The sequence below is a fragment of the Streptomyces sp. NPDC048416 genome (assembly GCF_043200435.1).
In the GTDB taxonomy this organism is placed as follows: domain Bacteria; phylum Actinomycetota; class Actinomycetes; order Streptomycetales; family Streptomycetaceae; genus Streptomyces.
In genome coordinates this window covers 62,882-75,038 of sequence record NZ_JBICXU010000019.1, presented here as the reverse complement: position 1 = coordinate 75,038, position 12,157 = coordinate 62,882, and the positions used below count along the sequence as shown (strand labels likewise).

The 12,157-nt window shown below is 73.2% G+C and carries 10 protein-coding genes; 4 read left to right on the top strand and 6 right to left on the bottom strand.

Features of this window, described 5'->3' with window-relative positions; translation table 11 throughout:
- Positions 1-218 precede the first annotated feature (218 nt).
- The 3 genes from ACGFW5_RS22945 to ACGFW5_RS22935 form a co-directional block, all read right to left on the bottom strand.
- Complete coding sequence (locus ACGFW5_RS22945; RefSeq protein ID WP_393836140.1) at positions 219-1,826, bottom strand: transporter; 1,608 nt, start codon at positions 1,824-1,826, stop codon at positions 219-221.
- Positions 1,823-2,677, bottom strand: coding sequence for an ABC transporter ATP-binding protein (locus ACGFW5_RS22940; RefSeq protein WP_393836139.1), 855 nt, complete (start codon positions 2,675-2,677; stop codon positions 1,823-1,825). Before ACGFW5_RS22940 ends, ACGFW5_RS22945 begins: the two co-directional genes overlap by 4 nt.
- Positions 2,678-2,825: 148 nt before the next feature.
- Complete coding sequence (locus ACGFW5_RS22935; protein ID WP_393836138.1) at positions 2,826-3,515, bottom strand: bifunctional DNA primase/polymerase; 690 nt, start codon at positions 3,513-3,515, stop codon at positions 2,826-2,828.
- 259 nt (positions 3,516-3,774) lie between these two features.
- Here ACGFW5_RS22935 and ACGFW5_RS22930 point away from each other — a divergent pair, with 259 nt between their 5' ends.
- Together ACGFW5_RS22930 and ACGFW5_RS22925 are read left to right on the top strand one after the other, a co-directional pair.
- Positions 3,775-5,157, top strand: a complete 1,383-nt coding sequence (locus tag ACGFW5_RS22930; protein WP_393836137.1) for a transcriptional regulator — start codon at positions 3,775-3,777, stop codon at positions 5,155-5,157.
- Positions 5,158-5,248: 91 nt separating this feature from the next.
- Positions 5,249-6,826, top strand: coding sequence for a hypothetical protein (locus ACGFW5_RS22925; RefSeq protein ID WP_393836136.1), 1,578 nt, complete (start codon positions 5,249-5,251; stop codon positions 6,824-6,826).
- Positions 6,827-6,977: 151 nt separating this feature from the next.
- On the opposite strand, the gene ACGFW5_RS22920 is transcribed toward ACGFW5_RS22925, so the two are convergent.
- A complete protein-coding gene (locus ACGFW5_RS22920; RefSeq protein WP_393836135.1) occupies positions 6,978-8,321 on the bottom strand; it encodes an ABC transporter substrate-binding protein in 1,344 nt (447 codons plus the stop codon).
- Positions 8,322-8,503: 182 nt separating this feature from the next.
- Here ACGFW5_RS22920 and ACGFW5_RS22915 point away from each other — a divergent pair, with 182 nt between their 5' ends.
- Both ACGFW5_RS22915 and purU read left to right on the top strand, forming a co-directional pair.
- The gene (locus tag ACGFW5_RS22915; RefSeq protein ID WP_393836134.1) at positions 8,504-8,941 is read left to right on the top strand and encodes a hypothetical protein; all 438 of its coding nucleotides are present in this window, start codon (positions 8,504-8,506) and stop codon (positions 8,939-8,941) included.
- Positions 8,942-9,108: 167 nt separating this feature from the next.
- Positions 9,109-9,960 (top strand): formyltetrahydrofolate deformylase, encoded by an 852-nt coding sequence (gene purU / locus ACGFW5_RS22910; protein WP_393836133.1) that lies wholly within the window; start codon positions 9,109-9,111, stop codon positions 9,958-9,960.
- Between the two features lie 12 nt (positions 9,961-9,972).
- Here the strand turns inward: purU and ACGFW5_RS22905 are convergent, their stop codons facing one another.
- Together ACGFW5_RS22905 and ACGFW5_RS22900 are read right to left on the bottom strand one after the other, a co-directional pair.
- Complete coding sequence (locus ACGFW5_RS22905) at positions 9,973-11,397, bottom strand: zf-HC2 domain-containing protein (RefSeq protein ID WP_393836200.1); 1,425 nt, start codon at positions 11,395-11,397, stop codon at positions 9,973-9,975.
- 8 nt (positions 11,398-11,405) lie between these two features.
- Entirely contained in the window at positions 11,406-11,987 is a 582-nt protein-coding gene (locus ACGFW5_RS22900; protein WP_393836132.1) for a sigma-70 family RNA polymerase sigma factor, read from the bottom strand.
- Positions 11,988-12,157: the final 170 nt, after the last annotated feature.

Genomic DNA, 12,157 nt, shown 5'->3' with positions numbered 1-12,157 from the left:
ACGGGGTCGGGGGCGGAGCCCCGGGGGCGGGGCCTCTCCATCCTGCCGCACGGGTGGTGGGTGGGAGAATGCGCGGGCGGGGTCCGGGGCGGAGCCCCGGGGGCCGGGCCTGTTCATCCTGCCGCGCGGGTGGTGGGTGGGAGAACGCCCGGCGGGGTCGGGGGCGGAGCCCCAGGGGGTTGGGTCTGTTCACCCCGCCGCACGGGAGGCAGGTGCGGTCAGCCCGTGCTGACGGCCGAGAGGATTTCCGGTAGGCGGTCCGCCGCCCGCGGGGCCGCCACCTTCAGCCCCGTCCAGGCGACCAGCCCCCCGTACACCGCGCCCAGCGGCAACAGCAGCCAAAGCCCGCCATGGTTGCCGGACACATGCAGCCAGATCGCGAGGCCGATCATCGGCGCGCACAGCACGGCGCTCACGACCATCCCGCCCATGATCGACAGGAAGGCGATGCCCCCCTGCCCCGGCGCCACGTTCTTGCGGCTGTCCTGCGGGATCGAGTACGCCAGCGTCGCCGACGCCACCGACCCCGTCGCCAGCATCGCGCCGAGCAGGGCAAGCGCGAGGCCCACGACCTCGGGCAGCCTCGCCCAGTCGCCGAGCATCCCGGCGGTCACAGCCGCCACGAGGACCGTGTACGGAAGCGTCACGACCAGCAGCGCCAACGCCCGCGCCCGCAGCTCCAGATAGGCCTCCCGGGTCGAGGAGATGGTGAGCAACACCATCCAGAACGCCGAGGTGTCCTGGCCGAACTGGTTGTACATCTGCATGCCGAGCATGCCCGTCGCGAAGCACGCGAAGTACACCGTGCCGTTGCCCTGGAGCGCGTTGAAGACCGGCACGATCAGGCCGATCGCGAGCGAGGTGATCCACGCCGCCTTCGTCTTGGGATCCCGCCAGGCGTAGCGCAGCGTACGCAGCATGACGGTGCCGGTACGGCCCTCGGGGAGCAGCGAGGTGAGCCCCCGTCCCGAGGACTGCTTGCGGGAGGCGTCGGACGCGGCGAGCGTCGATCCGTCCGGCGTGGTCATCAGTTTCACGAGCGAGCGCTGCCATGCGTACAGCAGCAGCCCCAACGCGGCCAGGGACACCAGGAGTTGGGCGGCGGCGCGGACGTACGCGCCGTCGGACGCCGAGGCGACCGCGCCGAGCGCCGAGGCCGGCGGCAGCCAGCGCACCACGTCCGCGACCGGTTCGAGCGCGGACAGGCCGCCGGAGTCACCGAGCCGCTGCATGCCGAAGTTCACGAACTGGAACCCGACCGCGACGACAAGACCGCTCAGCACCGCCAGGTCACGGCCCTTGCGGCTGGTGAGCAGGCGGGTGTTGGCGGCGGCGACGGCCCGGGCGAGCGCCACGCACACGAGCAGCGCGAGCGGCACGGCGAGGACGGCGACCACGACCGCGCCCGCCCCGTGGGCCACCGCGATCGCCGAGCCGAGGATCAGACAGAGCGTGAACAGCGGGCCGATGCCCACGAGGGAGGCCGCGAGCAGCGCGCCGACCAGCGGGCGCGGCCGCAGCGGCAGCATGACGAGCCGGGTCGGGTCCAGGGTCTCGTCGCCGCTCGGGAAGAACAACGGCATGACGGCCCAGCCGACCGCCATCAGGACCACCAGGAGCACGACGAGGGCGTCCGCGTGTGCGTGGCCACGCAACATGATCAGGCCCAACAGCTGGAGCGCCGCGAAGAGCAGAGCAAGCACGGCGGAGGTGATGTAGGCGGCCTTGCGCCCACCGGACTGGCGCAGCCCGTTCTTGAGCAGCGACAGCTTGAGGCGTACGAAGACGGGCGTCAGGGCGGTGGTGGGGTGAGAGGACACGGTCATCGCGCGCCGCCGCCGAGCCAGTCGAGGGAGTCCCCGGCGTCGCGCCCGTGGGCGCCGACGAGTTCGAGGAAGGCGTTCTGCAGCGAGGTCGCGTCGCCGCGCACCTCGGCCAGGGTGCCCTGCGCGCGGATGCGGCCGGCGGCCAGCACGGCGACCCAGTCGCACAGCGACTCGACGAGCTCCATGACGTGGCTGGAGAAGACGACGGTGGCGCCGGAGGCGGTGTAGCGCTCAAGCACGCCCCGGATGGTCTGCGCGGACACCGGGTCGACCCCCTCGAACGGCTCGTCCAGGAAGAGGACTTCGGGGTTGTGCAGCAGCGCCGCGGCGAGCCCGATCTTCTTGCGCATGCCCGTCGAGTAGTCGACGACCAGTTTGTGCTGGGAGCCCGCGAGGTCCAGTACCTGAAGGAGCTGGGCGGCCCGCTTGTCGACCTCGGCGCCGGGCAGCCCGCGCAACCGGCCGCAGTAGCCGAGGAGTTCGCGGCCGGACAGCCGCTCGAACAGACGCAGTCCCTCGGGCAGTACGCCGATGCGGGACTTCACGGCGACCGGATCGCGCCACACGTCGTGCCCGGCGACCTCGACCTTGCCCTGGTCGGGCCTCAGCAGCCCGGTCACCATGGACAACGTGGTGGTCTTGCCCGCCCCGTTCGGGCCGACGAGCCCGATGAACTTGCCTGCGGGCAGCTCCAGATCGATCCCCGCGACCGCGATCTGCTCCCCGAAACGCTTCCACAACCCCTGGACGCGGACGGCGGGCGGCGCCGTCGTCGCTGCGTCCGTCGTGTCCGCCGCATCCGTCGTATGCGTCGTGTCCGCCGTCGGTCCCTCGAATGCCTGGTCCGGCATGCCGATGCCTTTCATCCCCGTATTGGTGCCTACTTGCACACCATAGGAGCGGGGGGTGGCGTTCGCACCAGCCCGGGGGTCCGGGACGCGGCCCATCGGCTGTGCCATCGGTTGTGCCATCGACTGAGGCCGGCCGCGGCCGGCTGTGTCAGGGGCGGCGGGCCCTCGCCGCGGCGGCCTCGCGGCCACAGGCGTAGGCGAGCGGACTGATCAGTTCCTCCGCGTCCGGCAGCCAGCGGTTGGCGGGGGTGGGGCGGCGGGCCCACTGCACCGCGCCCGACCCGCCGATCCGGGTCGGCGGCGCCGCCACGTAGTCGCCCTCGCCCCGGGTGACCAGGTCGACCGATGCGGGCGACCACCCCAGCTTCCGTACCAGGTCCGGGACTTTGGCACCCGCGCCCGGCAGTACGAAGAACAGCATCCGGCGGTCCGGGGTGCAGGTGACCGGCCCGAGCGTGAGCTTCATCCGCTCCATGCGGGCCAGCGCGAGGAACCCGGCCGACTCCGCTACGTCGATGGCGTCGAAGGTGCGCCCGGTGGGAAGCAGGATCGAGGACCGGGGGTGCTTGGACCACATGCGGCGGGCGGCGGCAGCGCTGCCGGTGGCCTGGGTCGCCCAGTCCGGCCGGGCCGGGTGCGCGCCCGGTTTCGGACACGCCGTGTCACCGCACGAGCAGCGCTCGACCCCCTCGTCGGCCTCGAGGGAGGTGCCGGGGAAGACGTCCCAGTGCCGCTCCTCCGCATACCGCACGGCGCTGTCCAGGAGCTGTTCGCCGCGCTGCTTGGGGATCTGTGCGGATTCCGTATCCGTGCCCGTGCCTGTGATGGTTTCTTCCACGACGGACTCAACGGGGCCCACCACCGACGGTTACGGGCTCGGCGACCGTGGGATCGGCGGTATCGGTCCTGCATATGGGGCGCATGGGTGCATGGGCGGGGGCGCGCGTGCGGCTGTGCCTCGGCGGCAGGGTAGCCATATGCGGGGGAAGCAACCGGGAATTATGGCAATGACGCCATATTTCCGATTCCCCTCGTTTCTCTGCATATTCGCAGGGCATTGATCAGGGTGCTGATCACTGCCGCTCCAGGGGGTTCTCATGGCAGCCAGGCCTCTCGTCGCCCGCCAGCCCAACGAACGACTGCAGGCGCTCATTCAGGAAGCCGGATGTTCCAACGCCGGTCTCGCCCGCCGGGTCAACATGGTCGGAGCGGAGCGGGGCCTCGATCTCCGCTACGACAAGACCTCCGTGGCGCGATGGCTGCGCGGACAGCAGCCGAGGGGAAGGGCGCCCGGCATCATCGCGGAGGCCCTTGGCCGAAAACTGGGCCGTACGGTCACGATCGACGAGATCGGCATGGCCAACGGCAAGAACCTCGCGTCGGGCGTGGGGCTCCAGTTCTCGCCCACCGTGCTCGGCGCGATCGAGCAGGTCTGCGAGTTGTGGCGCAGCGACGTGGGGCGCCGCGACTTCCTGTCCGGCTCGACCGTGGCGGCGTCGGCGCTCGTCGAGCCGAGCAGGGACTGGCTGATCACCGGCGCCGACAGCCAGGTCGCGCGCAGTGCGGGGCAGCGGGTCGGCGCCGCCGACGTCGAGGCCGTCAAGGCCATGACGGGAGCGCTGATCAAGCTGGACCACCAGTTCGGGGCAGGTCATGTGCGGGCGGTCGTCGTCCATTACCTCAACAGTGTCGTGTCGGGGCTGCTCGCCGGCTCCTACCGGGAGTCCGTGGGGCGGCAGTTGTTCGCGGCGGTGGCCCGGCTCACCGAACTCGCCGGGTACATGGCCGTCGACACCGGCCAGCCCGGCCTCGCCCAGCGCTACTACATCCAGGCACTGCGCCTGGCCCAGGCCGCCGACGACCGGGGCTACGGCGGATACGTCCTGGCCGCGTCCATGAGCCACCTCGCGGCCCAGCTCGGCAACCCGCGCGAGATCGCCCAACTGGCCCGTGCCGCACAGGAAGGCGCCCGCGGCCGGGTCACCCCCCGCGCCGAGGCCATGTTCTACGCCGCCGAGGCGCGCGGGCACGCGCTGCTCGGCGACGCGCGCACCTGCCAGATCGTGTCGGGCCGCGCGCTCACGGCGCTGGAGGCCGTGGATCCCGATTCGGGGGACGACCCGCCGTGGATCGCCCACTTCGACCACGCCTATCTGGCGGACGAACTCGCGCACTGCCACCGGGACTTGGGGCAGTCGCAGGCCGCGGCCCGGTGTGCGGAGGAGTCGCTTGCCGGGCATCCCGAGAGCCGCGCGCGGCGCCGGGCCATCGGTCTCGTCCTGCTCGCCACCGCACAGGTGCAGCAGCGCGAGGTCGAGCAGGCCTGCGCGACGGGCACCCGGGCGGTGGAGCTGCTGTCCACACTGCGCTCCCACCGGGGCGCCGACTACCTGGACGACCTGCACCAGCGTCTTGAGCCCTACCGGGACGAGCCCGCGGTGCGGGAGTTCGGGGAGCGCATGGAGGTCCAGGCCGCCTGAGCGGGGCGGGTTGAGGGAGGGCTTGGCAAGGGCGTGGGGGGACCCGGTAGCGTGAACCGACGATTCCGTAGGTCCACGTACAGGAGTTCCGGTGACGCAGCAGAGCCGACAGGGTGACGAGCCGCAGCTTCCGGCTGTGCGGCCCGCGCACGAGGGCGTCGTGCTGCCCGCCGACCAGGGCGGCCCGCGCGCGGGTGAGCCGCTGCCCGCGCCTCCCGGAGCGCAGCCCTGGGGTCAGCCCTGGGGCCCGCAGGGCCGGACCTCGCAGCCGCCGCCCGCCGGGCCCCCGCAGGGACCGGCGACGTTCGGCCGGCCTCTGCCGCCCGAGAACGGCGCCCGTGACGCGGAGGCGACCCAGTACATCGCGCCCGTGCCCGGCGGCCCGGGCAGCGAGGCCACGCAGTACATCGCCCCGTTCCCGGCCGGGAACGGGGACTCCGAGGCGACCCAGTACATCGCGTCGATGCCGGGCGGCCACGGCGGCCCCGACGGCTCGGGCAGCGAGGCCACCCAGTACATCGCGCCGCTGCCCGGCGCCGCAGGACACTTCGGCGGTGAGGCCACGCAGTACCTCGCGCCGGTCCAGGGCGGCCCCGGGACCTCGGGCAGCGAGGCGACGCAGTACCTCGCCCCCGTCCCGGGCGAGCCCGGCGCGCTGCCGCCCGAGCACACCGACGGGCGCGGCGGCTTCCCCGGCGAGCGGGCCCCGGGCCCCGACGCCGACCCCACCCAGTTCCTGCCCCCGGTGCCGCCGGCCCCGCAGGACGCCCCGTACGGGATACGGCCGGGCGCGCCGGGCGACCGGCAGCCCCCCGCCGAGTTCGACAGTCTCTTCCGGGCCGACGGCTCGCCCCAACAGGGCGCGGAGAGCGCCCAGTTGCCCCGCTTCCAGCCGTCCGTACCGCTCAACAGGCAGCCGCAGACGCCCTACCAGCCCCCGCAGGCCGCGCCGCAGCAGCCGCAGTTCGCGGCGCAGCCCCCGTACCAGGGCCCCTTGGGGCAGCAGTCCGACTACGAGCCCGAGCCCCGCAAGCGCAGGGCGCCGGTCGGGCTCATCGCGGCCGTCGTGGTCGGCTGCGCGGTCATCGGGCTCGGCGCGGGCGCGCTGTTGAGCGGCGGCGGCGACGACGCCAAGGACGACAAGCAGCCCGCGGGCCTCAGCTCGCCCGTCACCGGAGCAAGTGGTGACGGCAAGGCGGCGTCCGACCCCGCCAAGGCGCAGGCCGAAGCGCTCGACAAAGTGCTCGCCGACAGCGGCAACAGCCGTGACGCGGTGATCGGCGCGGTCGCCGAGATACGCCGCTGCGACAAGCTCGACGAGGCGTCCCTTGCGCTGCGCGGCGCCGCCAAGCAGCGCGGCGACCTGGTGACCCGGCTCGGGGCGCTCTCCCTCGACAAGCTGCCGGACCACGACAAGCTCGCCGCCGCGCTCACCAAGGCCTGGCAGTCCTCGGCGGCCGCCGACAACCACTACGCGGCGTGGTCGGACGCCGTCGGCGGCGACAAGGGCAAGAACTGCAAGGACGGCCACGCCAAGCGCACCAAGGACGCGGGCGAGGGCGACAAGGCGAGCGGCGAGGCGACGAAGGCGAAGCAGGAGGCTTCGGGGCTCTGGAACGCGATCGCCACGAAGTACGCCCTCACCAAGCGCGCCGCCACGCAGCTCTAGAGCGCCGGCCCGTCCCGACGGGCCGCACGGCCACGCAGCTCCTGAGCGCCGGCCCGTCCCGACGGGCCGCACGGCCACGCGGCTCCGGAGCGCCGCGCCGTCCCGCGGGGCGGCCACGGTCGAGCACGCGTGCTCCGGCGGTGCGGGGGGATCAGCCGTTGGCGGCGGACGCCTCCATGGTCGAACTCACGTCGGTGAAGCCCTTCTTCAGCGAGACGAGCCTCCCCTCGCGGACCGCCTGGAAGGTGACCTGGCGGTTGACGATGCGAGGGAAGTCCGCCGCGGCGAGCATGTCCTCGAAGCGCCAGCGCAGGACGGGCGTGAGACCGCCGGTGTCGACGGTGACGCCCTTGTTGAGGGCGCGCACCAGGTCGACGGCGCGGACCGAGTCGCGGGCGAGGGATTCGACGACCTTCTTCAGGGCCGTGTACGCGATCCAGGTGGTCTGCACCCCGGCGTCGGCGGCGTCGAGCGCGTCGTCCCCGAAGGCGTGTGCGCGGATGACCTTCTTCATCGGCTCCCAGCGCGGATCGTCGGACTCCGGGTACCAGCCGGTGACGTACGCGCCCTCGAAGGGACCGTCCTTGCCGCCGGTGCGGTCGAGCAGGGGCTGCCCGATCGAGCCGATGACGGACGCCACCCGCACCTTGGGCGCGTCGCCCGCCACGCGCCGGAAGGAGTCGAAGAACGTCTCCGTGCGGTCGCCGAGCACGGCCGTCACACAGCCCTGCCGGGCCTTCTGCCCGGCGCTCCTCCTGCCGGGCCCGCTCCCCTCGGCGGGGTCGGCGCCGGCCTGGGTGAGCGCGCGCCGGGCTTCGGCGGTGTAGTCGCCGGCGTCCTCGGTCGTACGGATGTCGACGGCCCGGCCGTGCCCGGCGGCGAGCAGCCCGGCGTCGAGCAGGGTCGGCAGGGTGTCGCCCGCGAGGGTGTCGGGGCGCACCAGGGAGACCTGGTCGCACTCCGCGGCGAGCTGCTGCCCGCTGCCCGCGATGAGCGCGGCCTGGCCGCCGTTGACGGGATAGGACAGGGCGCTGGTGAACTCCCGGTCGGAGATGCCGTATCCGCCGAGGTAGGGGATGCCGGCCACTTCGAGGGGCGGGATGAAGGCATTGTCCTGCTGGCTGTACGAGCCGACGACGGCGATCGCCCCCTCCTTGACCGCGCGCCGCGCGCAGTCCGACGCGCCGGTCGCGGTGTTGTGCTCGTTGCAGGTGAGGACGTTCAGCTCGTGACCGTCGATGCCGCCGCCCGCGTTCACCCAGCGCGCGAAGGCCTTGGCCATGGCCGGCATGCCGGGGGCGTTGGTGGCGGAGGTGTCTTCGGGTGCCCAGGTCATGACGGTGATGGGCTCCCTGGAACCCCCCGAGACCCCAGGGAGCACACCGCAGCCGGCGAGCAGGGCGGCGGCGAGTGCCGAACACGCGGCGAACACGACGACCGTCGTGCCGATCGGGCGCCGAGAGCGCCCGGGGCGCCGCCATCCGTAACCGGTCATGGGGCCGCACACTGCCGCGCCGGGGGTAACGGAAGAGCGAGCACACCTCAACGCAGGGTGAGATGCGGGTGAATTGCGGGGGTCGGTCGGGCGGCCCCGGTGGGGAACGTACGATCGAAAACGTGCAGCAAGGTTCAGCAGGCTCTTCCCGTCGCGGCCGTCGCTCCTCCACCATGGGCGGCATGCCGTTGAATGACATGCCGTGGTGGCGCTGGCGTACGAACGTACGGTCCGCGCTGCACATGCTCTCCGACCCCGTCTTCCACGAGGAGACCTGGCTGGCCGGGCGCGAGGGGTTCGGGGACGTCACGGACGCCGTGTACCGGCTCGTCGAGGACACCTGGCTGGACAACTGGTCCGCCGAGAAGTACGTCGGCACGATCTTCCGCGACTCCGGTGAGGCGGCCCTCGTGGACGCCGCGGTGCTGCGGGTGCTGCGGATCATGCACCAGGTCGGCGCGGACGCACCGGTCTCCGCCTACCTCGCCCATGAGGCGTGGTCCGAGGCCGTCGAGGCGGCGCGCGAGGCGCATGTGCGGCTCGCGCAGAGCGACGGCGAGGACCCCGACGCGCCGCCGCGCTCGCTCGACGTACTGAGGATCCTGACCCGCTCGGCCTGACCCGCTCAGCCTGACCGCCCCGCCCGTAGGTGGCCGCCCGTACGTGACCGCCCGTACGTGACCGCCCGTACGTGACCGCCCGTACGTGACCGCCCGTACGTGGACGCCCGGGGTCCGGATCATGGGCGCCCGGCTGCCGGGGTGCCGGTCTGTGGCATCCTGCCTGGATGACTGACCAGTACGTCCTCACGCTCTCCTGTCCGGACAAACAGGGCATCGTGCATGCCGTGTCGAGCTATCTGTTCATCACGGGCTGCAACATCGAGGACAGTCAGCAGTTCGGGGACCGTGACACCGGTCTCTTCTTCATGCGGGTCCACTTCTCCGCCGAGTCCCCGGTGACCGTCGACAAGCTGCGCGCCAGCTTCGCGGCCGTCGGCGACTCCTTCCAGATGGACTGGCAGATCCATCGCCCCGAGGAGCGGATGCGGATCGTCCTCATGGTGTCGAAGTTCGGGCACTGCCTGAACGACCTGCTGTTCCGCTCGCAGTCGGGCGCGCTGCCCGTCGAGATCGCGGCGGTCGTCTCCAACCACACCGACTTCGCCGAGCTCGTCGCCTCCTACGGCGTGCCCTTCCACCACATCCCGGTCACCAAGGACACCAAGGCCGCCGCCGAGGCGCGCCTGGTGGAGCTGGTGCGCGAGGAGCGGGTGGAGCTGGTGGTGCTCGCCCGGTACATGCAGGTGCTCTCGGACGACCTGTGCAAGCAGCTGAGCGGGCGGATCATCAACATCCACCACTCGTTCCTGCCGAGCTTCAAGGGCGCCAAGCCCTACCACCAGGCGCACGCGCGCGGGGTGAAGCTGATCGGCGCGACCGCGCACTACGTGACGGCCGACCTCGACGAGGGCCCGATCATCGAGCAGGAGGTGGAGCGCGTCGGGCACGACGTCACTCCGGCCCAGCTCGTCGCGATCGGCCGGGACGTCGAGTGCCAGGCGCTCGCGCGCGCCGTCAAGTGGCACGCCGAGCACCGCATCCTGCTCAACGGGCGCCGCACGGTCATCTTCGCGTAGCCCCGCGGGAGCTCAGAGCCGGCTCAGCGAGGCCGCGGCGAACAGGACGTCGCTGATGGCCTCGCGGTCGCCGAGCTGGCCGGCGGCCGCCTCCTGCGGTGACACGTGACCGGCGGCGAGCTTGCAGAACTCCACGCCGTCCAGGGCCACATGGGCCACCGCGTGTGCGGGTGAGGCCACGGCGGCCGGCGAGTCGAGCGCGATGTACCACTCGCCGCCGCCCACGCCTTCGATCTCCAGGCGCAGCGAACGGCCGGGCGAGCCCGCCGTCACCAGGCCGCGCGCCGGAGAGGCGAGCCCCGCCCGGCGCCGGTCCGCCAGCGTGGCGGGCAGGATGCGGGCCGCCAGGTCGATCATGCCGTGCAGATGGGCGCCGGACGGCGGGTCGTACGGATAGTCCACGGCGTCCGCGATGTCCCCCGCGTGGATCCAGCACTCGAAGGCCCGGTCGAGCATCGCGTCCTGGAGCGGCAGCGCGAACTCCCCGTAGGAGACGTCCAGTTCGGCCGCGCCGCCGCCCGCGAACGACACCGTGCGGATCAGGGTGTGGGACTGCTCGCGCCAGGGCTCGCGGACCGTACGGGTCAGCGGATCCCGCGCGGCACGCCACATCGCCTCGGTGCGCGCGGTGGGCCCGGCCGCCGCGGCCTCGGGGTCGAGCGGCACCGGCTCGTCGAGACCGAGCGCGGTCGCCACCATCGCGTCCACGGTCATCAGGTGCCCGATGACTCCGGCGACCGTCGTACGGCGGGCGGCCGGGCGCTGTCCGTCGAACCATTTCAGACGCACCGGTGCGTGCCATTCGGCGTCCCCGAAGTCGTTGAGCAGCGCGTCGAGCCGGGCCGCCTCGGCGTCGTACGGAGCCGCCCAGAGGGGCACCGGGATGCGGGCGGGGCGCCGGCCCAGGCAGTTCTCAAGGACCCGGGCGCGCAGCATCGGATCCAGGTCGAGGCTGCGCTCGGCGTGCAGCAGCCCCACCGCGTCGCGCAGCCGCAGCGCCTCGTCGGCGCAGGGCGCGCACTCGGTGAGGTGTGCCTCGACGGCGTCGGTCTCCTCGGTGGAGCAGGCGGCCAGCGCCCAGGCCCCGAGCAACGACTTCAGGACGGTGTGCGAGGGCGGCTCCGCGGAGGGGGCCGGCGCGGACGCGGCGTCCGGCGTGACGTGCCGTGCGACGTGCCGTGCGGCGCCCGGCGCGGCGTCCCGGGCGGCGGACCGCGGGTCGGGCGCCGCGGCCTCCCGGCCCCGTCCGTCGACCGGCCCCGGCTCCGGCTCCCGCCCGGCCCCGGGGCCCGGCGGGCCGGGGTGGCCGCTCTCGCGGGGTCCGGGCACGAACGTGCCGCCGTCGCGGCCGCCGGCCGTGAGGTCGTCGCCCGCGGCCCGCGGCGCCGGTATGCGCGGGGTGTTCTCGTCGTCGGGCACGGGCTCGCCCTGCTCCATGGGCCCGGTCACAGCGCCCGTCCGTATCCGGGCGGTGCGGCTCCCTTCGGCGGCCGCACATTGGCCGAGGAGAGCAGTTGAAGGCCGAGCCGCAGGCGGCGGCGCGCCTCGTCCTCGGTGATGCTGAGGTCGGCGGCCGCCTGCCGGTAGTCACGGCGCTGGAAGTAGGCGAGCTCCAGGGCGGCCCGCAGGGGCGCGGGCATCGACGTCACGATGTAGTCGGCGCGGGCCGCCGCCGACGCGCGCCGCACCGTGAGCTCCAGCTCCTCGGTCGAACACCCGCCGTTCTCGCCGCGGGCGGACACCTCGGACTGGCGCAGCCGCCGCACGGCCTCGCGCTGGGTGAGCTTGGCGACCCAGGCCCGCAGCGAGCCCTGCTTGGGGTCGTAGGCGTCCGGGTTCTCCCAGACGTACCCGAAGACCTCGCGGGTGATCTGGTTGGCCGCGTCGTCGTCGCTGAGCACCCGGTGGGCGAGGCTGTGCACCAGCGAGGCGAACCGGTCGTAGAGCTCGCCGAGGGCGGCCGCCTCGCCGCGCGCGAGCCGCTGCTGCATCCGGCGGTCCCACCGCGGTGGTGCGTCCTTCGGCATAGGCTCCCGCTCCCCGCCCCTGTCGTCGCCTGCTGGGGGCCTGCTGGGCCTGCTGTGCCTGCCCCTGTGCCCCTGTGCGCCGGTCCCTGCGTATCTACGAATGTAATGCGACGGGCTGACAATGCGCGGAGGTTTGCGCCAAGTACGCCCCCGCGACGCCGACCGGTGGT

Coding starts and splice junctions, on each gene's coding strand:
- ACGFW5_RS22945 (WP_393836140.1), bottom strand. CDS start 1,826: ATGACCGTGTCCTCTCACCCCACCACCGCCCTGACGCCCGTCTTCGTA.
- ACGFW5_RS22940 (WP_393836139.1), bottom strand. CDS start 2,677: ATGCCGGACCAGGCATTCGAGGGACCGACGGCGGACACGACGCATACG.
- ACGFW5_RS22930 (WP_393836137.1), top strand. CDS start 3,775: ATGGCAGCCAGGCCTCTCGTCGCCCGCCAGCCCAACGAACGACTGCAG.
- ACGFW5_RS22920 (WP_393836135.1), bottom strand. CDS start 8,321: ATGACCGGTTACGGATGGCGGCGCCCCGGGCGCTCTCGGCGCCCGATC.
- ACGFW5_RS22915 (WP_393836134.1), top strand. CDS start 8,504: ATGCCGTTGAATGACATGCCGTGGTGGCGCTGGCGTACGAACGTACGG.
- purU (WP_393836133.1), top strand. CDS start 9,109: ATGACTGACCAGTACGTCCTCACGCTCTCCTGTCCGGACAAACAGGGC.
- ACGFW5_RS22905 (WP_393836200.1), bottom strand. CDS start 11,397: ATGGAGCAGGGCGAGCCCGTGCCCGACGACGAGAACACCCCGCGCATA.
- ACGFW5_RS22900 (WP_393836132.1), bottom strand. CDS start 11,987: ATGCCGAAGGACGCACCACCGCGGTGGGACCGCCGGATGCAGCAGCGG.